Origin of the sequence: Microbacterium sp. LWH7-1.2, from assembly GCF_038397755.1 — a bacterium.
Lineage (GTDB): Bacteria > Actinomycetota > Actinomycetes > Actinomycetales > Microbacteriaceae > Microbacterium.
The window spans coordinates 1,946,267-1,966,995 of sequence record NZ_CP151637.1 but is presented as its reverse complement, the minus strand read 5'-3'; the positions used below and the strand labels follow the sequence as shown (position 1 = coordinate 1,966,995).

22 protein-coding genes are annotated in these 20,729 nt (G+C 69.9%); 15 read left to right on the top strand and 7 right to left on the bottom strand.

All coding sequences use genetic code 11. The features are described from left to right. The first annotated feature begins 79 nt into the window (after window positions 1-79). From MRBLWH7_RS09260 to MRBLWH7_RS09235, 6 genes are all read left to right on the top strand, one after another. A complete protein-coding gene (locus MRBLWH7_RS09260) occupies window positions 80-907 on the top strand; it encodes a DUF4397 domain-containing protein (RefSeq protein ID WP_342001441.1) in 828 nt (275 codons plus the stop codon). Window positions 908-1,035: 128 nt separating this feature from the next. Beyond that, entirely contained in the window at window positions 1,036-1,548 is a 513-nt protein-coding gene (locus MRBLWH7_RS09255; RefSeq protein WP_342001439.1) for a class F sortase, read from the top strand. Window positions 1,549-1,585: 37 nt separating this feature from the next. Then, complete coding sequence (locus MRBLWH7_RS09250; RefSeq protein WP_342001437.1) at window positions 1,586-2,137, top strand: sigma-70 family RNA polymerase sigma factor; 552 nt, start codon at window positions 1,586-1,588, stop codon at window positions 2,135-2,137. Next, window positions 2,124-2,867 carry an anti-sigma factor gene (locus tag MRBLWH7_RS09245; RefSeq protein ID WP_342001435.1) on the top strand — a complete coding sequence of 248 codons (744 nt, stop codon included), beginning with the start codon at window positions 2,124-2,126 and terminating at the stop codon, window positions 2,865-2,867. The genes MRBLWH7_RS09250 and MRBLWH7_RS09245 overlap by 14 nt, the downstream gene beginning before the upstream one ends. A 157-nt stretch (window positions 2,868-3,024) precedes the next feature. Then, entirely contained in the window at window positions 3,025-3,615 is a 591-nt protein-coding gene (locus tag MRBLWH7_RS09240) for a fasciclin domain-containing protein (RefSeq protein WP_342001433.1), read from the top strand. A gap of 130 nt (window positions 3,616-3,745) precedes the next feature. Further along, a complete protein-coding gene (locus MRBLWH7_RS09235) occupies window positions 3,746-4,540 on the top strand; it encodes an IclR family transcriptional regulator (protein ID WP_342001431.1) in 795 nt (264 codons plus the stop codon). A 12-nt stretch (window positions 4,541-4,552) separates the two neighbouring features. Here the strand turns inward: MRBLWH7_RS09235 and MRBLWH7_RS09230 are convergent, their stop codons facing one another. The 3 genes from MRBLWH7_RS09230 to MRBLWH7_RS09220 are packed head-to-tail and all read right to left on the bottom strand — an operon-like array spanning window position 4,553 to window position 8,037. Continuing rightward, the gene (locus tag MRBLWH7_RS09230) at window positions 4,553-5,305 is read right to left on the bottom strand and encodes an IclR family transcriptional regulator C-terminal domain-containing protein (RefSeq protein WP_342001429.1); all 753 of its coding nucleotides are present in this window, start codon (window positions 5,303-5,305) and stop codon (window positions 4,553-4,555) included. A gap of 37 nt (window positions 5,306-5,342) precedes the next feature. Then, complete coding sequence (gene alr, locus MRBLWH7_RS09225; protein ID WP_342001427.1) at window positions 5,343-6,488, bottom strand: alanine racemase; 1,146 nt, start codon at window positions 6,486-6,488, stop codon at window positions 5,343-5,345. 25 nt (window positions 6,489-6,513) lie between these two features. After that, entirely contained in the window at window positions 6,514-8,037 is a 1,524-nt protein-coding gene (locus tag MRBLWH7_RS09220) for an amino acid permease (protein ID WP_342001425.1), read from the bottom strand. A 281-nt stretch (window positions 8,038-8,318) separates the two neighbouring features. On the opposite strand from MRBLWH7_RS09220, the gene MRBLWH7_RS09215 reads away from it, so the two are divergent. The 3 genes from MRBLWH7_RS09215 to MRBLWH7_RS09205 are packed head-to-tail and all read left to right on the top strand — an operon-like array spanning window position 8,319 to window position 12,156. Then, window positions 8,319-9,374 (top strand): homoserine dehydrogenase, encoded by a 1,056-nt coding sequence (locus tag MRBLWH7_RS09215; protein WP_342001423.1) that lies wholly within the window; start codon window positions 8,319-8,321, stop codon window positions 9,372-9,374. 5 nt (window positions 9,375-9,379) lie between these two features. Further along, window positions 9,380-10,780 carry an aldehyde dehydrogenase family protein gene (locus tag MRBLWH7_RS09210; RefSeq protein WP_342001987.1) on the top strand — a complete coding sequence of 467 codons (1,401 nt, stop codon included), beginning with the start codon at window positions 9,380-9,382 and terminating at the stop codon, window positions 10,778-10,780. After that, window positions 10,777-12,156, top strand: a complete 1,380-nt coding sequence (locus MRBLWH7_RS09205) for an aspartate ammonia-lyase (RefSeq protein ID WP_342001421.1) — start codon at window positions 10,777-10,779, stop codon at window positions 12,154-12,156. The genes MRBLWH7_RS09210 and MRBLWH7_RS09205 overlap by 4 nt, the downstream gene beginning before the upstream one ends. Before the next feature lie 34 nt (window positions 12,157-12,190). On the opposite strand, the gene MRBLWH7_RS09200 is transcribed toward MRBLWH7_RS09205, so the two are convergent. Next, on the bottom strand, window positions 12,191-12,637 hold the full coding sequence (locus tag MRBLWH7_RS09200) for an Lrp/AsnC family transcriptional regulator (RefSeq protein WP_342001419.1): 447 nt from the start codon (window positions 12,635-12,637) through the stop codon (window positions 12,191-12,193). Between the two features lie 119 nt (window positions 12,638-12,756). Between MRBLWH7_RS09200 and MRBLWH7_RS09195 the strand changes: the two genes are divergently transcribed. The 3 genes from MRBLWH7_RS09195 to MRBLWH7_RS09185 are packed head-to-tail and all read left to right on the top strand — an operon-like array spanning window position 12,757 to window position 15,853. Then, window positions 12,757-14,010 carry an aminotransferase class I/II-fold pyridoxal phosphate-dependent enzyme gene (locus tag MRBLWH7_RS09195; RefSeq protein ID WP_342001417.1) on the top strand — a complete coding sequence of 418 codons (1,254 nt, stop codon included), beginning with the start codon at window positions 12,757-12,759 and terminating at the stop codon, window positions 14,008-14,010. Then, window positions 14,007-14,906 (top strand): homocysteine S-methyltransferase, encoded by a 900-nt coding sequence (mmuM, locus tag MRBLWH7_RS09190; protein ID WP_342001415.1) that lies wholly within the window; start codon window positions 14,007-14,009, stop codon window positions 14,904-14,906. The genes MRBLWH7_RS09195 and mmuM overlap by 4 nt, the downstream gene beginning before the upstream one ends. A 29-nt stretch (window positions 14,907-14,935) precedes the next feature. Then, window positions 14,936-15,853, top strand: coding sequence for a DMT family transporter (locus MRBLWH7_RS09185; protein ID WP_342001413.1), 918 nt, complete (start codon window positions 14,936-14,938; stop codon window positions 15,851-15,853). Between the two features lie 184 nt (window positions 15,854-16,037). Here MRBLWH7_RS09185 and MRBLWH7_RS09180 read toward each other — a convergent pair whose 3' ends face one another. Beyond that, window positions 16,038-17,237 carry a saccharopine dehydrogenase NADP-binding domain-containing protein gene (locus MRBLWH7_RS09180; protein WP_342001411.1) on the bottom strand — a complete coding sequence of 400 codons (1,200 nt, stop codon included), beginning with the start codon at window positions 17,235-17,237 and terminating at the stop codon, window positions 16,038-16,040. 119 nt (window positions 17,238-17,356) lie between these two features. Here MRBLWH7_RS09180 and MRBLWH7_RS09175 point away from each other — a divergent pair, with 119 nt between their 5' ends. The 3 genes from MRBLWH7_RS09175 to MRBLWH7_RS09165 all read left to right on the top strand — a co-directional run bounded on the left by MRBLWH7_RS09175 (window position 17,357) and on the right by MRBLWH7_RS09165 (window position 19,187). Then, window positions 17,357-17,824: a hypothetical protein gene (locus MRBLWH7_RS09175; protein WP_342001409.1), complete on the top strand. Its 468-nt coding sequence runs from the start codon at window positions 17,357-17,359 to the stop codon at window positions 17,822-17,824. Between the two features lie 116 nt (window positions 17,825-17,940). Then, on the top strand, window positions 17,941-18,834 hold the full coding sequence (locus MRBLWH7_RS09170) for an aldo/keto reductase (protein ID WP_342001407.1): 894 nt from the start codon (window positions 17,941-17,943) through the stop codon (window positions 18,832-18,834). Between the two features lie 170 nt (window positions 18,835-19,004). After that, on the top strand, window positions 19,005-19,187 hold the full coding sequence (locus tag MRBLWH7_RS09165) for a hypothetical protein (protein WP_342001406.1): 183 nt from the start codon (window positions 19,005-19,007) through the stop codon (window positions 19,185-19,187). A 36-nt stretch (window positions 19,188-19,223) separates the two neighbouring features. Here the strand turns inward: MRBLWH7_RS09165 and MRBLWH7_RS09160 are convergent, their stop codons facing one another. Further along, on the bottom strand, window positions 19,224-19,748 hold the full coding sequence (locus MRBLWH7_RS09160; protein ID WP_342001404.1) for a DUF1697 domain-containing protein: 525 nt from the start codon (window positions 19,746-19,748) through the stop codon (window positions 19,224-19,226). A 59-nt stretch (window positions 19,749-19,807) separates the two neighbouring features. After that, on the bottom strand, window positions 19,808-20,653 hold the full coding sequence (locus tag MRBLWH7_RS09155; protein WP_342001985.1) for a helix-turn-helix transcriptional regulator: 846 nt from the start codon (window positions 20,651-20,653) through the stop codon (window positions 19,808-19,810). Window positions 20,654-20,729: the final 76 nt, after the last annotated feature.

Sequence of the window (20,729 nt, the reverse complement as noted above, 5' to 3'; positions counted from 1 at the left end):
CCTGCATCCGAACTCCCCCTCCCGCCGGAATCACTCTTCACACGGCGGCGAAAGAGCCGCTCGGAGAAGGAGGATCACCATGCGAAAGACGCTTCTCGCGGGACTCGCCGCCGGCATCGTCGCCGCGCTCGGCCTGGGCGCCCCCGCAACCGCCGCCACGAGCGGCAACGCCGTGCTCTCGGTACTGCACGGCGTTCCCGATACGCCGGTCGACGTCTACGTCAACGGCGAGCTCACCCTCGACGACTTCCAGCCGGGCGACCTGGCTGGGCCGCTCGATCTGCCCGCAGGCGCCTACGAGGTCGCACTGACGGCGACGGACGCCACCGACGCCAGCTCACCCGTGGTGGGGCCCGTGACACTGACGCTCGAGGCGGGCAAGAACTACACCGCGGTCGCCCACCTCAACGCCTCCGGTGCGGCGCCGACGGTCACCCCATATGTCAACGACACGTCGCCCACCGCGGCGGGGGAGGGACGCCTCACCGTGCGGCACGATGCGGCCGCGCCCGAGGTCGACGTGCTCGCGGGCGGAACAGCCGTGATCCAGGGACTCGCCAATCCTGAGGAGGCGACCCTGGATCTGGCTGCCGGAACCATCGAGGCATCCGTCGCCGCAGCCGGTACGACCGAACCCGTGATCGGACCCGCACCCCTCGAGGTGCAGGAGGGGGTGCTCACGATCGCCTATGCGTGGGGAAGCCTCGAGAAGGGCAATCTCCAGCTCGCCGTGCAGACGATCACGGGCCTGCACTCCGCGCCCGACGGTGTGAACTCGGGCACGGGCGGCCAGCTCGCGCAGCGCGACCTGTTCCAGCAGTGGATGTGGGCCGTCGGCGGCATCGCCGTGGCCGTGCTGGTCGCAGCATCCGGTGTCGTCGTCGCTCGCAGCCGGGCACAGCGCTGAAGGTCCGAGAGATGACCAGGGCGGTCGCAGGGGTGGGAGCTTCTCTTGCGATCGCCCTCGCGCTGACGGCATGCGCCTCACCCCCACGAGTCGCACCGTCGGCGCCGGCACCTTCTGCGACGGCGACGGTGCTCCCCACGCCCGCCGTCGAGGTGCCGGTCGCGGCGGCCACCCCGTCTCCCGTGCGCACTCCGGTGCCGCCGGTCAGGGTGGTCGCCGCCTCGATCGATGTCGACGTGCCGGTGGTGCCGGTCGGCGTCGAGACCGGCGGCTTCATGGAGCTGCCGGCCGATCCCGCGATCGGCGGGTGGTACCGCTTCGGCGCCGATCCCGCGGCATCCGATGGAAATGTCGTGATCTCGGCGCACGTCGACTCGCCGCAGTACCCGATCGGGCCGTTCAGCCGCCTGCGCGACCTGACTGCCGAGGACGTGGTGGAGGTGACCGATGCCGCGGGTAACATGCGCCGCTACGCGGTGCAGAGCGTCAGCTACTACCCGAAGGCAGACCTGCCGGTCAAGGACTTGTTCGCCCGATCGGGCACGCGCAGTCTCGTGCTCATCACATGCGGTGGGGAATTCGACTCCCGTACCGGCCGCTACGCGGACAACGTGGTCGCGATCGCGACCCCGATCACGTGAGCCGGCGAGGGCGTCGGAGCAGCAAAGGGGAATCAGCGTGGACGACGACGAAGAGCGCGAGCTGTGCGGCCGTTTCGCCGCCGGCGACGAGCGCGCTCTCGAGCAGATCTACCGGCGCTGGTCGCCGATCGTGTTCACACTCGCTCTGCGGGTGCTCGGAGACAGAGGGGATGCCGAGGACGTGACGCAGAAGACGTTCGTCTCGGCCTGGGCATCGCGCGCGTCATACGACCCGGCGAAGGGCCGGCTGTCGACGTGGCTCGTCACGATCACGCGCCGGCGCATCGCCGACACCCTCGAGGCCCGCCGGCGCGTGCGCGAGCTGCAGGAGAAGCTGCAGCAGTTCGCCGTCGCCGACGAGTCGAGCTCGTCCGACATCGACCTCGGAGACCGCCTGCTGCTGGCCGACGAGATCGACCGTCTCGAGCCCGACGCGCAGCGCGTGGTGCGGCTGGCTTTCTACGACGACCTCACCCACCAGCAGATCGCCACGCGCCTGGACATGCCGCTCGGTACGGTGAAGAGTCACATCCGCCGAAGTCTCACCCGACTGCGCGACCGATTGGAGGTGCCTCATGTCGCATCTTGACCCCGAGCGCCTCGCGCTGGTCGCCGTCGGCCAATCTCTGACGGATGCTGAGCAGGAACACCTCGCGACGTGCGACGCCTGCTCGCTCGAGCTCGCCGAGCTCGAGCACACCGTGGCGGTCGGCCGATCCACGGTGGCCCTGGGCGAGCTCGAGACGCCGCCGGAGCGGGTCTGGGAGCGGATCCTCGACGAGGTGCGGTCGCAGCCGGCGGCCGCGGCATCCGCGGTGGAGGACGATGTGACCGTCGTGCCTCCGCCCCCCGTCACGAAGGAACCGCCAGAGCCGCGCCGCGGGCGCCGAGGCGGACGGATGCTGTTCGCCTTGGCGGCGAGCATCGCCGCGGTGCTGGCGGTCGTCGGGGTGTGGAACCTCGTCAGAGCGCCGGAGTCGGTCGAGATCGCGTCGGCGACCCTGGCCGCCTTCCCCGCCCACCCGAACGCGATGGGAACGGCCGAGGTGACCGAGCTCGCGGACGGGGAGCGCACGATCACGGTGAGCCTCGACGACGTCGACGAGAGCGACGGGTTCCGCGAGGTCTGGCTCATCACGGCCGACGCCTCGGATCTCGTGAGCCTGGGCGAGCTCGATGGCAGGAAGGGGACGTTCGTCGTTCCGGCCGACGTCGACCTGCGCGATTACGTGCTCGTCGACGTCTCCCAGGAGCCACTCGACGGCGATCCCACCCATTCCGGCGACTCGATCGTCCGCGGGCAGCTCGACTTCAGCTGACCACCGGGTTCGGCGCGGACGCCCGCGCTCGGCGTGCCGGGCCCGGCCCGACGAAAAAGTTCTGGGCCGCTGCATCCAACTCCTCAGGTTCGGGCGAATACCTCTCTGGCACCTTCCGTTCGGACCGTGCCGGCATCGCATCGAAGGAGATCGGACCATGAAGAAGTCTCGCCTGGCCATCGCGGCGCTCGCCGCTCTGGCGCTGGTGTTCGCGGCCACGCCCGCGCAAGCCTCCGGCGGATCCGCGCCCACGGGCACGATCGTCGACGTCGCGGTCGCGGCATCCGGCGGTGGCACCCCCGACGACAACCCCCGGGACTACGACATCCTCGTCCAGGCGGTGCTGGCCACGGGTCTGAACGGCGCGCTTGCAGATACGAGCAAGACCTACACGGTGTTCGCGCCGAACGACCGCGCGTTCCTGCGACTCGTGACCGACCTCACCGGCACGGTGCCGGCGAGCGAGGCCGACGCGCTGGCGGCCATCACGTCGACGTTCACCGTCGAGCAGATCTCGAACATCCTGCTCTACCACGTGGTGGCGGGCGAGAAGCTGGGCCTGGTGAAGATCGTCACCGCAGGCTCGCTGACCATGGCGAACGGTGGCATGGTCGAGCCGCGCGGCGTCAAGCTGCGCGACGAGACGCCGGCGCTCGCCGATCCTCGGCTCGTGGTCTGGGCGATCAACATCCCCGCCACCAACGGTGTGATCCACACGATCGACCGCGTGCTGGTTCCCGCGTCCTAGCAACGCGGACCGACCGTGGCGGGCCCCGATGACGCAGGGGGCCCGCCACGGTTCGTCCGTGCCCCGGCGCGGACCGACACTGATCGCGGCTCCGGACGCCGCCGCGCAATTCCCTGGATATCCTCTCCTTGTGTCGCTTCGTGAGGATCTCGTTCCCGAGCGGACCAGCATGGGCAGAGGGATCGACGTGCTCTCCTGCGTCGCCCAGCTGTCGGCGTCGAGTGCACGCGGTGCATCCGTCCAGGACATCGCTCGGGAGCTGCAGCGCGACCGCTCGCAGATCTCGCGCACGCTCGCCGCTCTGGCAGGCGAACGGCTCGTCACCCGCGGCCCGGACGGCCTCTACCACCTGGCATGGGGCTGGTATGCGACCGCGGAGCAGCTGGTCGACCGGCGCCTGCGCAGCGAAGGCCTGACGATCCTCGACGACCTCTCCGCGAGCGTCGGAGAGGCGTGCTTCCTGGGCGTTCTGGAGGGTGACGCGACGGTCACCATCGTCGAGAGCGTGCCGGCCGGCGCGCGCATGATCGGTTCGTGGATCGGCCGCGGGTACCCGGCGTTCTGCAGCGACGCGGGCCAGGCGGTGTTGTGGGATGCCTCGGACGACGAGATCCGCGGAGTGTTCAGCCGCACCGAGTTCCGAAGCACCGGCCCGAACGCGGCGACGTCGGTCGACGAGTTCCTCACGCGGCTGGCAGAGGCGCGGACCCGGGGCTACGCGATCGTGGCCGAGGAGGCGGAGCCGGGACTGTACTCCGTGTCGGCGCCGGTCTGGGACTTTCGCGGCGAGGTCATCGCGGGGCTGCAGATCGTGGGAGAGCGCCACCGGCTCGAGCCGAGGTCGGCGGCGCTGGGGGCGGCGTGCGTCGACGCGGCCCGCCGGCTCTCCGCGGCGCTGGGCGCCGCTGCCGCGCGGACCAGCTGAGCCCGCTCGGTCTCAGGGCTCCTGGATGAGGCTGGTCAGACGCGTGTGGGCCTCCAGGAGCGCGCTCTGCGCTTCCTTCGCACGACGCGCCGAGAGCGCCCCGCCGCTGATGCCGATGGATGCCACGATGCCCCGGTCATCGCGGATCGGCAGCGCATACTCCTGCACGCCTTCGACGTACTCCTCGCGCGCGTCCACGATCCCGAGATCCCGATCTCGCTCGAGGCGCTGGTGGAGCTCGTCGACCGACCGCGCTGCACCGGGACCGCCGACGCCGACGAACTGCACGTCGTCGAGGAGGGCGTGAAGCTCCGCCCGGGCGTGGTCCCAGAGCAGTGCCCTCCCCGCACCGGTGCACCAGATGGGGGTCACGATGCCAGGGCGAAGATAGTCGGCCGACACACCGGGACCCTTCTCGGAGCGCAGCAGAATGGCGCCCGGTCCCTCGGCCGCCATCAGCTGGGCCGAGACTCCCAGCCGGGAGGCCAGGACGCGCAGGTCCTCGCGGGCCGCGCGCAGCCACGGCCGGCTCAATGCGCCCGCGGCGCGGAAGAACTCGTCACCCGCGCTGAAGACCGCTGTGTCGTCGCGGTCGAGGTAGCCCAGGTCGCGCAGTTCGCGGGTGAGACGCGAGACGCGGCTGCGTTCGATGCCGGTCACCTCGGAGAGGCGGGAGGCATTGTGGCCTTGGCGACCTGATCGCTCCTGCGCGATCGCCGCGTCGAGCAGCGCGATGCCCTGCAGCAGCGAGGAAGGGGCGCTCATGGTTCGGTGCTTTCTGGCCGGTGGGGTCACCGTCTGGTCACGGAGTGGGAGTCGGCGCCGAGACCGGCACGTTGACGACGACGCGTGGGTTCAGTCGACCCCACGCCGTGTACGCCGCGGCGGCGATGGTGCCGCTTGCCCGCTCGATGTCGGCCGAGTGGATCTGTGCCGATCCCTGCCGTCCGTAAAGTACCACTTCGTCTCCGACGCCGGCCGAGGGCACATGGGTGACGTCGACGATCAGGCTGTTCATCGCGAGCCGGTCGACCACCGGCACGAAGGCACCGCGAACGAGCGCGTTCGCGCGACCGCCGAGCACACGCGGATATCCGTCGGCGTACCCGAGGGGCACGACGGCGAGTTTGCCGGCACGGTCGAGCCGTCCGGCTCGGTCGTACCCGACGGTGCTGCCGGCGGGGTAGGCGTTGATCGCCGCGATACGGGACACCAGGCGCATGGCGGGGCGAAGCCCGGGGGCTGCGGCCGAGGTGTCCCCGTAGAGAGCTGCACCGATCCGCACCATGTCCATGCGTGAGTCGGGAACGCTCAGCGCCGCATACGAGGTGGCGCAGTGCTTCTCGAGGAGCCCGCGGGAAGCGCCCAGGAGCCGCTCTGCGGCGCCGGCCTGATGGCGGAAGACGTGGGCGCCGGCCATCACATCCGCGGCGTCCTCACACGGGAAGTGGGAGCAGATTCCCACCACGGTGAGCTCGGGGCTCGCCGCGACACGACGAAGGTGCCGCTGCGACTGCGCGTCGTTCCAGTCCATGCCGTCTCGACTGATGCCCGTGGAGTTGAGGGAGAGGTGGACGCGGACCGGGCGCCCGAGCGAGCGGGCGGCGGCGGTCACGACACGCGCGTGCTCGCCACCACCCACCCACTCTTCGATATCGAACCGGCCACCGTCTTCGACCTCTTCGCGCAGCGCCGCCCGGAGGCGGATGACGCGTCCCGAGAAACCCCGTCGACGTGCCCCCTCGGCCTCCGTATTGGAGGTGATCCCGATGGCATCGACGCCGGCCGCCATCAGGATCGGGAGCACGACCGAGATGCCGTGTCCGTAGGCATCCGCCTTCACCACGCCGCACAGTCGTGTCGTGCTCCCGAGCTCGCCGCGTACGAGGCCGAGGTTGTGGGCGATGGCACCGGCGTCGATCTCGACCCAGGCGGGCGTCGTGCTCATGGGCGGCGGTGGTCGGTGTCCGCGATCACCCGCGGGGCTGGCGGACCGGTTCTTCTGCGACGGGGTCGTCCGCCTCGTCGACGGGGGCTTCCTCCGACACCGCGACGACCCGGCGCGCGCCGCGGCGTCCGTAGCGCCACCAGAAGTACAGGTAGCAGAGACCGACGAAGGGCACCCCGAAGTACAGCGCCGCGACCTGGTTCGGGTCGAACGCGATGGCCACGAGCGAGACCAGCAGCAGCACGAAGGCGAGGATGGGCAGGGCCGGGTAGAGCGGTGTGCGGTAGGGCAGCGCCGAGACGTCGCCGCCTTCGCGCACGAACCTGCGGCGGTGGAAGAACTGCGATGCGACGATCGACATCCACACGGCGACGACGGCGAATCCCGCAATCGACACCAGCACGAGATAGACGGTCTGCGGGGCGATCACGCTGGAGATCAGCGAGACCAGGCCCAGCGCCAGGCTCACGGTGAGTGCGACCAGCGGTATTCCCCGGCGCGTCAGGCGCTGCAGCACGCGCGGCGCGTGGCCCTCCTCGGCGAGCGAGAAGAGCATGCGGGCGCACGAGAACAGGCCGCTGTTGCCGGCGGAGAGCAGCGCGGTGATGATGACGAAGTTCATGATGTCGGCGGCGTAGGGGATGCCCACGTACTCGAAGACGTCCACGAACGGGCTGCTGGTGAGGCTTGCGTCCTCGTACGGGAGGAGCGCGGCGATGACGGTGATCGACCCGACGAACAGGATCAGCAGTCGGAGGACGGTCGACCGGATGGCCTTGGGGATGTTCTTGCCGGGATCCTTGGTCTCTCCGGCGGCGACGCCGATCAGCTCCGAGCCGCTGAACGCATAGAAGACGGCGAGGGCGGTGACGACGACGCCCGCGACGCCGTTCGGGAACAGGCCTTCCGGGGTGACGAAGTTGCTGAACAGGGGAGCCGCGGGATGCTCGCTCGACAGCGGCGTGAAGCCGAAGATCGCCATGCCGCCGAACACGATGAGCGCGACGATGGCGACCACCTTGATCAGCGAGAACCAGAACTCCGTCTCACCGAAGACCCGCGCCGAGATGGCGTTGATGGTGAAGAGCCCCAGGGCGAAGATCAGGCACCACACCCACACGTCGACGCCCGGGAACCAGCGCTGCATCAGGATGCCGGATGCCGTGAACTCCGAGCCGAGCGCGACGACCCAGCACAGCCAGTAGAGCCACGCGGTGGTGAAGCCCGTGGCAGGGCCAATGGAGCGTGCCGCGTAGATGTGGAACGCGCCCGACACGGGATAGGCCAGCGCCAGCTCGCCGAGGCACGCCATCACCAGCCAGACCACGAACGCGCCGATGAGGTACGCGATGATGGCGCCCAGCGGGCCGGCCTGGCTGATGGTGTAACCCGAGCTCAGGAAGAGCCCGGACCCGATCACGCCGCCGAGGGCGATCATGATCAGGTGGCGCGCGTCCATGGAACGCTGCAGTCGTCGCAGCGGCACCTGGGTGGCGGTGGTGTGAGGGAGGGCGTTCGGAAGCGCACTCTCTTGGGGCAGCGGGCTCATGAGTTCTCGCATTCGGGTGAGAAGTCGGGTGTGGGAAATCTGTGCCACATCATCACAACAATGTGCCTATGGTGCACGCACGATGTGTCGGGCAGATTACCTGGCACGGTGCGCGGTGCACAAGACGGGCACGGGGATTCGCGGCGTTCAGGGGCGATTCCGGCAGACCTTCCGCGCGGCGGTCAGTTTGACATTCTGCAGGAGCGATCTGGCAGGCGCGGGCTGACCAGACCGCCCGCGATGCTGGGTCGAACCTCTTCCCTCTCTTGAAGGAGCTCGACGTGAACCGTCATGACATCGCGCTGATCGGCTTCGGCGGCGTCAACCGCGCGCTGGCGCAGATCATCCTCGACCGCGGCGACGAGCTCGCCACCGAGCTCGGCTTCACGCTGCGCGTCGTGGCCATCACCGATCTCCGCCTGGGCTCGCTGATGCAGGCCGACGGCATCGACCTCGCCGAGGTGTTCGCGATGTCCGAAGGTGAGACCTTCGCCGGCAAGCCGGGTGGCACGGCGGCGCCGCAGAACGATTACGTGATCCGCAACAGCACGGCCGACATCGTGGTCGAGGCCACCTTCACCAACCCGATCGACGGTGAGCCGGGCATCTCGCACGTGCGTGCCGCGCTGGAAAGCGGCAAGAGCGTGACCACGACCAACAAGGGGCCGGTCGCGCTGGGCGGGCTCGAGCTGAACCGTCTCGCGGCCGCGAACGGCGTCACCTTCCAGTACGAGGGGTCGGTCGTCAGCGGAACGCCCATCCTGCGATTCGCTTCCGAGACGCTCAGGGGCCTGCGCATCGACGCGGTCGAAGGCATCCTCAACGGCACGAGCAACTACGTGCTCGGTCAGATGGAGTCGGGCATGACGTTGGACGCCGCCGTCGCGGAGGCGCAGGCGCTCGGTTACGCCGAGGCCGACCCGACGGCCGACATCGAGGGCTCCGACGTCCAGCTGAAGGTCGTGATCCTGGCGAACGAGCTCCTCGGCGCCGACATCACCACGGCTGACGTGACCCGGCGGGGGATCTCCGAGGTCTCGGCTGCCGACATCATCGAAGCCGCCGCGCAGGGCAAGCGCTACAAGCTCATCGGGTCGGCGTTCCGCAACGCCGCCGGAACGGTCACCGCGAAGGTCGAGCCGGTCGCCTTGCCGCTGACCCACCCGCTCGCCAGCGTCAGCGGTCCGACGAACGCGGTCTCGTTCGACACCGATCTCCTCGGCACGGTGACCGTCTCCGGCCCCGGCGCGGGTCGCATCGAGACCGCCTACGCGCTGCTGTCGGACATCATCGCGATCGACGCGCACCAGCGCGCTCGCGCCGAGGCTGTGCGGTGAGCGTCATGGCGAACACACAGACCATCTCCGGATACCCCGACCTGGTCGTCACGAATCCGTTCGACGGCGAGGTGATCGGCACCGTCCCGCAGGCCGGCCCCGTCCAGCTCGAGCAGATCCTGGACCGCGCCCGCACCGGGTTCGGGCTGTCACGGTCGCTGTCGCGGTTCTCGCGGCACAAGATCCTCGAGCGCGCGTCCACGCTGCTGGGCGAGCGCGCCGAGACCGCCGCGGGACTGATCGTGCGGGAGGCGGGAAAGACGCTCCGTCAGGCGCGGAAGGAGGTCGCCCGCGCAGTCATGACGCTGTCACTGTCTGCCGACGCGGCTCGCTCCGACGCGGGGGAGGTCGTCCCGTTCGACGCGTTCGAAGGCTCGGAGAACCGGCGCGGGTGGTTCACCCGCGAGCCGCTGGGCATCATCGTCGCCATCACTCCCTACAACGATGCGCTGAACCTCGTCGCGCACAAGCTCGGTCCGGCCATCGCGGGCGGCAACTCCGTCGTGCTCAAGCCCTCGCAGCTGACCCCGCTGACCGCACGGTTCCTCGTCGACCTGCTGATCGACGCGGGTCTCCCCGATGAGATCATCACCGTGGTGCACGGCGACCGTGAACTGGCGCAGGCGCTCATCTCGGCCCGCGAGGTGCGGATGGTGTCCTTCACCGGAGGGTTCGCCACAGGTGAAGCGATCGCCCGCAACGCGGGTCTGAAGAAGCTTGCGATGGAACTGGGTGGCAATGCTCCGGTCATCGTGTTCTCCGACGCGGACGTCCCGGCCGCGGTCGAGGCGTGCGTGTCGGGCGCGTTCTGGGCGGCCGGGCAGAACTGCGTGGGCGCGCAGCGCATCCTCGTGCAGGACGCGGTGTACGAAGAGTTCCGCGACCGGTTCGCGGCGCAGACGATCGCCCTCAGCGCGGGCGACCCGCGCGAGGAGGCCACCGACGTCGGCCCGATGATCTCCGTCGCGTCCGCGGAGGCCGCCGAGCGGCTCGTGGACGACGCGGTGGCGGCGGGCGGCCGCGTGCTGGCGGGGCACCGCCGGGAGGGCGCGGTGTACTGGCCCACCGTCGTCGAAGGAGTGCCGTTCTCGTGCGAGCTGTGGGCCGACGAGGCCTTCGCGCCGGTGGTTGTGCTGTCTCGGTTCGAGACCGAGGAACAGGCGATCGCGCAGGCGAACGAGGTCGACTACGCGCTGCACGCTGCCACCTTCACCCGCGACATCACGCGGGCGCTGCGGGTGGCGGAGAAGCTCGAGGCCGGAGGAGTGATGATCAACGACTCCTCCGACTACCGGGTCGACAGCATGCCGTTCGGCGGATCGAAGTACGGCAGCATGGGCCGCGAGGGCGTGCGATTCGCGTATGAGGAGATGACCCAGCCCAAAGTCGTCTGCATCAACGCATGAGCGCGTCCACAACCCGGATCGAGCGCGATTCGCTCGGCGAGCTGGCGGTGCCGGCCGACGCCTATTGGGGCGTGCACACGGCCCGCGCCCGGGAGAACTTCACGATCAGCAGCACGCCGATCTCGCGGCATCCTGATCTCGTCGACGCCCTTGTCACCGTGAAGGATGCTGCTGCCGCCGCCAACCACGAGCTCGGGCTGCTGCCGGCGGGAGTGGCAGAGGCCATCGCCTTCGCCTGCCGAAGGGTGCGCGCCGGTGAGCTGCACGACCAGTTCTGCGTCGACGTCCTGCAGGGCGGTGCGGGTACGAGCACGAACATGAACGCCAACGAGGTGATAGCCAACGCCGCCCTGGAGCACCTGGGGCTGCCGCGCGGCCGTTACGACGTCGTGCACCCGATCAACGACGTGAACCGGAGCCAGTCGACCAACGACGTCTACCCGACCGCGGTCAAGATCGCCGTGGTGAAGGGACTGTTGCGGCTGGTGCCGGAGCTGGAGGACCTGGCCGAGGCGTTCGAAGAGCGAAGCGTCGCGTTCGGCGCCATCGTCAAGATCGGCCGGACCCAGCTCCAGGATGCCGTGCCGATGACCCTCGGCGACGAGTTCGCCGCGTTCGCGGTCGCCATCCGCGAAGACGTGGTGCGCATCGGCGACACCGTGCCGCTGCTGCTGGAATGCAGCCTCGGCGGCACTGCCGTGGGCACCGGTGTGACCGCCCCGGCCGGCTATCGGGATCTCGCTCTCGAGCGACTCCGCGAGCGTTCCGGGCTTGCGCTGACCCCGGCGGCGCACCTGTTCGAAGCCAGCTGGGACGTCAGCGCCTTCCTGCAATCCTCCGCGGTGCTCCGCCGCACCGCGATCAAGCTGTCGAAGATCAGCAACGATCTGCGGCTGCTCGCCAGCGGGCCGCAGGCAGGTCTCGGCGAGATCCGCCTCCCCGCCCGCCAAGCCGGGTCGTCGATCATGCCAGGCAAGGTGAACCCGGTCATTCCCGAGGTGGTGAACCAGATCGCCTTCGCGGTCATGGGCGCGGACGTCACGATCGGCGTCGCCGCCGAGAGCGGCCAGCTGCAGCTGAACGCCTTCGAGCCGATCATCGCGCATTCGCTCCTGCAATCGCTGAGCTGGGTGACCAACGGCGTCTCGGCGCTGCGCCGGTTCTGCGTGGAGGGCATCGAAGCGAACGACACCGTGCTCGCGCGCTACGTGGCATCGTCTGTCGGCACCGTCACGGCCCTGGTGCCGTCCATCGGCTACGAGGCGGCCGCCCGGGCGGCTCAGCACGCGCTTCGCACCGGCATCCCGATCGCCGACGCCGTGTCGCAGCACACCGGACTGTCGCGAGAAGAGGCAGCTGAGCTCTTGGCCCACTGAGGTGCGCTGCCGCCCGGACTCCCGGGCGGCAGCGTCACCGCCGGTCGATGGCCCGCGACAGCGAGACCGCGGTCACCGTGTCGGCCACGCCCGGCAGGGCGGCGATCTGCTCCCAGATCTGACCCACGCGATCCATCGAGTCGGCTTCCAGCGTCACGAAAAGGTCGTACGCCCCCGACAGCACGTCGCAGCGGGTGACCTCCGGGATGCCGCGCAACGCGGGGATCACCCGATCGTCTCGCATGCGGTCGACGCGGTAGACCATGACCATCGCGGTCACGCGCGGGCGCGACGCGGCGCCCCGGAGGACGGTGTAACCGGCGATGACGCCGTCGCGCTCCATGCGTTCGATGCGCTGCCGCACCGCGTTGCGCGACAGATGCACCTGGGCTGCCAGAGTCACCATCGGCAGCCTCGCATCCGCGGTCAACGCTGCGAGCAGTTGCTGGTCGATGTCGTCCAGGTGCGGTCCGGCCACCATGCCTCCGTGCACGATTAGCAATTGCGAGTGTCAATTGCACACACTAACTTAGATCGGGAACCTTCGATCGGTTGCCGACCCTCGCACACTATCCCCTTCGCCGCACAGTAAGGAACGCAATGTCGCAACGGCCTGACCGCCGACGGGCCGAGACCCTGTCGGACCTCACCCTCGCCGTGCACGGCGGCAATCGCCTCGACTCCACGAAGGCGCTGCGCACGCCGTTGGTGATGGCGAACTCGTACGAGCTTCCCGACGATCCGAGCGACATTAGCTGGTCGGCCTCCGCGCCGGGCCTGTACACCCGCAACACGGGGGTCAACCAGGCCGGCCTGCAAGACAAGCTCGCAGCCCTCGAGGGAGGGGAGGACGCCGTTGCGCTGGCATCCGGGGTTGCCGCCCTGCATTCGGTCTTCTTCACGCACGTCCGCGTCGGCGACCATGTCATCGTCAGCGACGTCACGTACGAGGCGACCTGGCGACTGTGGACCGAACTTCTGCCCCAGCGATACGGCATCGAGGCGACGTTCGTCGACGTGGGCGATCTGGATGCCTTGCGCGCGGCCTTTCGCCCCAGCACCCGGCTCGTCTGCATCGAGGCCATCGCGAACCCCACCACGAAGGTGGCCGATGTCGCCGCGATCGCGGAGATCACCCGCGCTGCCGGTGCGATCCTGATGGTGGACTCGACCTTCACGCCGCCGCCGTTCTACCGCCCGCTCGCCGACGGTGCGGATCTCGTCGTGCACTCGCTGACCAAGTACATCAACGGGCACGGTGACGCCATGGGAGGCGCCGTCATCGGCTCACGCGAGCTCATCGAGCCGATCAAGGCCGACGCCATGGTCGACGTGGGCGGAGTGATCTCACCCTTCAACGCGTGGCAGATCCATCGCGGGTCGGTGACCCTGCCGCTGCGTCTCCGGCAGCACATGGCGTCGGCGCTCGCCGTCGCCGAGTTCCTTGAAGACGACTCTCGAGTCGAATACGTCTACTATCCCGGCCTGCCTTCACACCCCGAGCATGCCCTGGCGACGCGGCAGTTCGGCGGTCGCGGCTACGGCGGCATGATCGCCTTCGCCGTCGCGGGCGACCCCGACACCCAGAACCGGTTCGTCGCCAACCTCCGACTCATCACCTCGGGCTTCTCCCTCGGGCACGACGACTCGCTCATCGTGCACACCGGGACCGAAGGCGGTCGCGTCGCCACCTACCCGCTGCCCTTCCGCACCTTCGGCCACCTGCGCCTCTCGGTGGGCATCGAGGAGACCTCCGATCTGCTCGCAGATCTCGAAGCCGCCCTCGACGCGACGTTTGCGTCGCCGCGAGGGCACCGCTCACAGGTCCTCGAGTCGGAGAGGATGGGTGGGTGAAGACGTCGCGGACACCGGCGGTGGTCGTGCTCGATGGTGGGCTCTCCAACGCGCTCGCCGAACGCGGCCACGATCTCACCGACGAACTCTGGACCGCGCGGCTGCTGCGCGACGCGCCCGGTGAGGTGGCTGCCGTGCACCGTGCGTATTTCGACGCGGGCGCGCAGGTCGCCACCACCGCCAGCTATCAGGCGAGCTTCGCCGGGTTCGAGCGCGCCGGAATGACCCGCCCCGAGGCGAAGGATCTCATCACCCGAAGTGTGACGATCGCCCGCGAGGTGCGCGACGACGTCGCCGCGTCCGCCGGTGACGATGCGGTTCGACTGGTCGCGGCATCCGTGGGCCCGTACGGAGCAGTGCTCGCCGACGGATCGGAGTACCGCGGCCGCTACGGCCTGAGTCGCACCGCGCTGCGCGACTTCCACGCCCCGCGGATGGAGCTGCTGGCAAGCGCGGGCCCCGACATGTTCGCGCTCGAGACGATCCCGGATCTCGACGAGGTCTCGGTACTCCTCGATCTCGCCGACGAGTTCGCGACGCCCGCCTGGCTGTCGTGCACCATCGCCGGGGACCGGTTGCGCGACGGGCGGCCGGCCGCCGAGGCATTCGCGCTGGCCGCCGACCATAGTGGCATCGTGGCCGTGGGCGTCAACTGCTGCGCGCCCGGCGACGTGCTGCCGGCGGTGCGGTCCGCGATCGCGGCGAGCGGCAAGCCCGCCATCGTCTATCCCAACTCGGGCGAGATCTGGGATGGCGCAGCTCGTCGATGGGTCGGTGAGCCCGAGTTCGACACGGCGCTCACGAACTCCTGGGCGGAGGCGGGCGCGCGCTTCATCGGCGGATGCTGTCGTGTCGGCCCTGCAGCCATCGCCGGTATCGCGCGGGCGCTTGTGTAGCCTGAGCCCCACCGCGGAGAGGGGGACGGATGCCTTCCACCATCGCTTCGTTCCCCGTGCTGGGCATCGTCCTCGCCGTCGCCTCGGCAGCGATGCTGGCGCTGGGCAACATGATGCAGGCGCGCGGAGTGCGAAGCGGCGAGGCCGGAGCCTTCGGCGCCAAGCAGTTCTTCGCACTCCTGCGCAACAGGCCCTGGGTGATCGGCGCGCTGCTGATCGGAGCGGCGATCCTGCTTCAGCTGGCGAGTCTCACGTTCGCACCGCTCATCGTGGTGCAACCCGTGGGAGTCGTCGCACTGGTCTTCGCCTCGCTGCTCACCGCCCGTGCGACACACCGGAAGCCCTCCCGGAGAGAGATGCGCGCCATCGCGACCAGCGTCATCGGGGTGGGCGCTTTCGTCACCGTGGCGGCGCTCGTGAGCACCCAGCGCACCATCGAGGACCGCCAGCTCGTCGCCATCCTGCTGACGCTCGCCGTCGTGCTCTGCGTATCGATCGTGTCAGCCGTCGTCGGACGCGGACACCGCATGCCCGCCGTCGTGATCGTCATCGCTGCCGGCGTGTTCTCGGGTTTCGTCGCGACGCTCGGCAAGACCGTCATCCTGCGGGTGCAGACGGTCCTCACCACCCAGGACTACCGCTTCGACGCCTCGAACCTGCTGACGCTGGCGTGCCTTGTGGGGATCGCGCTCTCGGGCGGCCTGGCCATCTACCTCATCCAGCGGGCGCACACCGTCAACTCGCCCGAAGTCGTCGTCGGCGGACTCACCGTCATCGATCCCTTCGTGGCCGTCGTGCTCGGCATCGCCATCCTCGGCGAGGCCACGGGTGCGCCGGTCTGGTCGCTCCTCCTGCTGGCAGCGGCCGGCGCGGTGGCGGTATGGGGCGTGTTCGATCTCGCCCGGGCTCAGCAGGCGAGCGTCGGCGACGCATCGCTCGAGAGCTGATCCCGGAACGGATGCTGCGGGGCGGGGTTGCTCGGCGGCTCGGGCCGTTTCGACTCGCTTCGCTCGCTCAACGAGCGGGGGGAGGGGAGGGGCGGGGTTGCTCGGCGGCTCGGGGCGTTTCGACTCGCTTCGCTCGCTCAACGAGCGGGGGGGAGGAGGGGGAGAGGGGGAGGAAGGGGTGGGGTCAGGGCAGCGCGCCTGTACCCAACGTGAAGGCGTGCGCGCGGAGGCGATCGGCCAGGTGCTCGCCCATGGCGACCATCGGGGTCAGCACCCCGGCGCGGTCGGGGAGGTCGTCGAGGGCGAGGCTCAGCGCCGACTCGGCGAGCATGACCCCGGTTCCGCCGTAGCCGGGATCGTATGGGGCGGCGATGTGCGTGCGCACAGGCCGGCCCTCGACCGGGTAGACGTCGACGTCCAGGACGAAGCGGCCGTGCTCGACCGCATCGGCCCCGGGTCCATGTCCGGGGGAGGGAAGCACCCGATCCAGGACCGCCCGGGTCGGAGGGAACGAGAGCGCGCCGACGAAGGCGGCCGTCCCGAGAGCGATCCCGCCTGCCCGTACGAACCCCGCCGGGCCGCGCCCGGTCACCACGACTTCGCGGTACTGCAGGAGCTCGCCGTAGCTCCACCCCGTGAGGTAGTTGCTGCGCTGCACGATCTGCTGGTTGTAGGAGCCCATGATGAACGGCGCCTGCCAGGTGCCGCGCACCTTGCCCCAGCCGCTGCCGGGACGGCCCGGCAGCCGCACGGTCGGCCCGGGCGTGAGCGCGAAGGGGTCTGCCAGAAGGCGGCGGGTCGCAGCATCCGTCTTCGCCTCCTTCACCTGCTCCCGCAGCGAGTCGATCGTGCCGCCGCTGATGCCGCCGCGCAGCGACCGCACCTTGAGGGTGGCGGCGACGATCGGCACACCGCCGGCGGCGGCGTGGGCGAGACCGAGGCCGAGGTCGGACGGGATCGAGTCGAAGCCGCACGAGTGCACGATCTTGGCGCCCGTCGTCTCGGCGACGGCGTGATTGCGCTCGATGCTGCGCGCGACGAAGATGCTCTCGCCCGACAGATCGGCGTACGACGTGCCGGCGCGGGCGCAGGCCGCCGCGACCGCCGTGCCGTAGCGCAGGTACGGTCCGACGGTGGTGGCGATGACGGAAGCGGATGCTGCGACCCCCACGACGGCGGCGTTGTCCGAGGTGTCGACCTCGATGGTCGGCCAGTCGACGCCGAGTTCGCGGGTGACGTCGTCGAGGCGTCGCGCGGATCGGCCGGCGATGGCGATCCGCACACCGTCGGGAGCCGATCGTGCCAGGTGCTGCGCGGTGTACCTGCCGACGAAGCCGGACGCGCCGAGCAGGACGATGTCGTGCTCGCGATCGTTCGTGCTCATGCCACGCGAGCGTAGGGGCGGCGGGACCGCATCGGAACCCCGTTGCGCAGAGGGGGCCACCGCGCCCAGCGTCGGTATGGGGAGCAGGTGGCGCCTCAGAGCAGGTTAGGGTCGGGCGCATGGCCGAGGCATCTGACCACTGGCGCGACGCAGGCATCATCCTGGGCTGGAATCCGAGGCTGTGGGACGAGTGGCCAGGCACGTACGCGGGCGTCGTGGGAGGCGTCGCGAACGGCACGCCGTTCGTGACGCAGTGGTCGGTGGGCGCCCGCAAGGCGGTCGAACCGGGGACCGACGCATGGCTGCTGCGGCAGGGCGGGTCGTACGGGCTCATCGGGCACGGCACCGTCTTGACGGATCCGTACGAAGACGTGCACTTCGCCGATCCGCGGCGCACGGCGAGCTTCGTCGACGTCGCGTTCGACGAGCTCGTGGTCGAGGGCGACCGGGTGCCGCGGGACGTGCTCGAGGTGATCGTGCCGGAAGTGGCGTGGCGGTTCCAGTTCCGCTCGGGCAACCGTATTGCGCCCGAGCCGAACCGGCGGCTGCGGGAGCTGTGGCGGGAGGCGATGTCGGGACTCGGGTGAGGCGTGGGTGAGCAGATGCTGCATCTGGCGTCTATCGGGCCGGGCGGCCGGTGTCCAGTCCCCTGATTCCTGTCGCACCGGCCTGGCAGGGTGGGGCCATGCGAGAAGGAGATGCGATGAAGCAGCGCACGCTGGCAGGGCGACAGGTCTCGGCGATCGGGCTCGGTGCGATGCCGCTGTCGATGAACAACGACAAGGTGTATCCGTCGTTCGACGATGCGGTGGCCACGGTGCACGCGGCGCTCGACGCCGGCGTCACACTCATCGACACCGCCGACATCTACGCGCCGGACGGCGAGGAGATGGGGCACAACGAGCGCATCGTCGCGGAGGCGCTGCGCACGTGGGGCGGCGACGGGTCGGGCATCTTCGTCGCGACGAAGGGCGGCATCACGCTCGGCGACGACGGCTCGAAAGGACGGGACGGATCCGAGGCGTACCTGCGGTCGGCGGTCGAGCGGTCGCTCGACATCCTGGGCGTCGACCAGATCGAGCTGTACCAGTACCACCGTCCCGACCGCTGGCTCGTCTACGGCGACATCATGGCGGGTCTGAAAGCGCTGCAGGACGACGGGCTCGTCCGTGCGATCGGCATCTCGAACGCGAGCGTCGAAGAGATCCAGATCGCAATCGATGTGCTCGGAGAGGGCAATCTCGCCAGCGTGCAGAACGAGTTCTCACCGAAGCATCCGGCGAGCATCGACGAGCTGCGCTTCTGCGGGGAGCGTGGCATCGCCTTCCTGCCGTGGAGCCCCCTGGGCGGCACGGGCGGGGGAGCGCGCCGGGTCGGCGACCGGTTCTCGGCGTTCCGGGAGGTCGCCGAGGCGCACGGCGTCAGCCCGCAGCAGGCGGTGCTCGCGTGGGAGCTGGCGCTGGGCTCGCACGTCATTCCGATTCCGGGAGCTCGGCGCGCAGCATCCATCATCGACTCGGCCCACGCGGCAGACCTCGAGCTCAGCGCGGACGAGGTCACGCGGTTGTCGGAGTCGGTGGGGATCTTCGAGGACTGACTCCGCCCGGCACCGGTTGCAGCGTCGGCGCGAGGCGCCGAGGGTGGCACTGCGCGCGAGCTGTGTCAACCGGGTACGGCGGTCCGCCCGCGCGTCCGTAGCCTCCTTCCACGACGATGCACGGGAGGAGACGAACGCCGTCGGCGTGGGACTGACAGGAGGAGCGGAACATGGGAAACGACGAGGAGCGCCGGCGCCCGACCGGCGATGACGCCGGTGAGCGCAAGCCCGGTGGGCTGGGACGGGACGGGACCATCCCCGACGACCCCGACGGCGTCGCCGCCGGGTACACCGGTGAGCCGTCGACGTTCGAGCCGGAAGAGGATGAGGCGGCTGACGACGAACGGTCGTGATCGGCGGCACGTCGCGGGGCGAGGCTCCCGCTGAGATCAGCGGGAGCCGAAGCGGGCGATCAGGCGAACGAGCGTCGGGAGTCCGCGGGAGGTCGCTCGGTCACCGGTGAGGCGCTCCAGCACGGGGGTGGCGTTGCCTTGACCGTCGATGTCGTTCCTGACGAGCGCCCAGCCGGGCCCGGCGTCGACGATCGAGCACCGCGCCTGCGCGGTGAGGCTGATCGCGTCGGGAGCGTGGGCATCGACCGTGCCGCCGCGATGAAGGGTGAACTCGTGCCGGCGCGGGTCGGGTGTCGCGCCGTGCTGATCGACGATCGCCGCGAGTTCGGCGAGCGGGATCCACAGGATGTCGCGATCATGACCGGACCTCGCCGCGATCGCCTCCGCTGCGCTCTCGACCGACTCGGCAGGTTCGTCGGAGTCGAAGAGGACCGTGCCGTTGCTCTGGAAGGTCCGCACGTCGGGGCAGCCGGCGTCGGCGAAGCCGGCCACGATGTCGGCGGTCGACGGATGGCCGCGCTGGCCCTGGTTGACGTTCCGCATGAAGGCGACGCAGCGCATACGCCGAGCGTAGAGGAGCGCGACGAAGCGGTCCGACCGCCGAGCCTCTCCCGCACGTTTCAGCGGCCGGCGGCGATTTCCTGCGTGCCGATCACCGAGAGCAGCTGCAGCCGCTCGTAGCTCGGGGTACCGGGCGTCGCGGTGAGCACGAGAAGAGTCTGACCCTGCTCGGGGTCGATGAGGAATTGGCACTGCATGTCCATCACGCCCACCTCGGGGTGCTGCAGGCGCTTCTCGCGGGCATGCGTCGAGCGCACCTCGTGCTCGGCCCACAGTTCGGCGAACTCCGGGCTCTCGCGCAGCAACGCCGACACCATCGCGCCGGCGCGCGAGTCGGCGCCGAACTTCGCGTAGGCGGTGCGGATCTCGGCGGTCCAGACGCGCGAGAGCGCGGGATGGTCCTCGGCCGGGTAGACGTCGCGCGCCGACGGGTCGACGAACCACCGGTAGCAGACGCTGCGCATGAGGCCGTCGAAGCGCGTCTCGTCGCCGAACAGCGCGCGGGCCGCCGGTGTCTGGGCGAGCGTCTCGCCGAGCTCGGTCATGACCTGGGCGGGCGTGTCGGCGAGGCGGTCGAGAATGCGCATGAGTCCGGGTGAGACGTGCTCGCCGCGCAGTGCCCGCGCCGGCGCCGTGTGACCCGCGAGCCGGAACAGGTGGTCGCGCTCGTCCAACGTCAGCCGCAGGCCGCGGGCGATCGCGGCGAGCATCTGCTCCGACGGCTGGGGACCTCGGGCCTGCTCGAGCCTGCTGTAGTAGTCGGTCGACATGTCGCACAGCACCGCGACCTCCTCGCGCCGAAGGCCGGCCGTGCGGCGCCGGGTCCCGCGCCGCAGCCCGACGTCTTCGGGCTGCAGCGCCTCGCGGCGGCGACGCAGGAAGTCGGCCAACTGTGCTCTGTCCATCACCTGAGTCTGCGGCATCCGTCATTCCTCAACCAGGGACTGGGGCTCCCCCGCTCGCGTTTCGACTCGCTGCGCT

Bases quoted from the DNA above. Each gene is read 5' to 3' on its own strand.
- MRBLWH7_RS09200 (WP_342001419.1), bottom strand. From the start codon at position 12,637: ATGGTGGCCGGACCGCACCTGGACGACATCGACCAGCAACTGCTCGCA.
- MRBLWH7_RS09195 (WP_342001417.1), top strand. From the start codon at position 12,757: ATGTCGCAACGGCCTGACCGCCGACGGGCCGAGACCCTGTCGGACCTC.
- MRBLWH7_RS09210 (WP_342001987.1), top strand. From the start codon at position 9,380: ATGGCGAACACACAGACCATCTCCGGATACCCCGACCTGGTCGTCACG.
- MRBLWH7_RS09175 (WP_342001409.1), top strand. From the start codon at position 17,357: ATGGCCGAGGCATCTGACCACTGGCGCGACGCAGGCATCATCCTGGGC.
- MRBLWH7_RS09170 (WP_342001407.1), top strand. From the start codon at position 17,941: ATGAAGCAGCGCACGCTGGCAGGGCGACAGGTCTCGGCGATCGGGCTC.
- MRBLWH7_RS09240 (WP_342001433.1), top strand. From the start codon at position 3,025: ATGAAGAAGTCTCGCCTGGCCATCGCGGCGCTCGCCGCTCTGGCGCTG.
- MRBLWH7_RS09160 (WP_342001404.1), bottom strand. From the start codon at position 19,748: ATGCGCTGCGTCGCCTTCATGCGGAACGTCAACCAGGGCCAGCGCGGC.
- MRBLWH7_RS09155 (WP_342001985.1), bottom strand. From the start codon at position 20,653: ATGGACAGAGCACAGTTGGCCGACTTCCTGCGTCGCCGCCGCGAGGCG.
- MRBLWH7_RS09185 (WP_342001413.1), top strand. From the start codon at position 14,936: ATGCCTTCCACCATCGCTTCGTTCCCCGTGCTGGGCATCGTCCTCGCC.
- MRBLWH7_RS09230 (WP_342001429.1), bottom strand. From the start codon at position 5,305: ATGAGCGCCCCTTCCTCGCTGCTGCAGGGCATCGCGCTGCTCGACGCG.
- MRBLWH7_RS09165 (WP_342001406.1), top strand. From the start codon at position 19,005: ATGGGAAACGACGAGGAGCGCCGGCGCCCGACCGGCGATGACGCCGGT.
- MRBLWH7_RS09205 (WP_342001421.1), top strand. From the start codon at position 10,777: ATGAGCGCGTCCACAACCCGGATCGAGCGCGATTCGCTCGGCGAGCTG.
- MRBLWH7_RS09180 (WP_342001411.1), bottom strand. From the start codon at position 17,237: ATGAGCACGAACGATCGCGAGCACGACATCGTCCTGCTCGGCGCGTCC.
- MRBLWH7_RS09260 (WP_342001441.1), top strand. From the start codon at position 80: ATGCGAAAGACGCTTCTCGCGGGACTCGCCGCCGGCATCGTCGCCGCG.
- MRBLWH7_RS09220 (WP_342001425.1), bottom strand. From the start codon at position 8,037: ATGAGCCCGCTGCCCCAAGAGAGTGCGCTTCCGAACGCCCTCCCTCAC.
- alr (WP_342001427.1), bottom strand. From the start codon at position 6,488: ATGAGCACGACGCCCGCCTGGGTCGAGATCGACGCCGGTGCCATCGCC.
- MRBLWH7_RS09245 (WP_342001435.1), top strand. From the start codon at position 2,124: ATGTCGCATCTTGACCCCGAGCGCCTCGCGCTGGTCGCCGTCGGCCAA.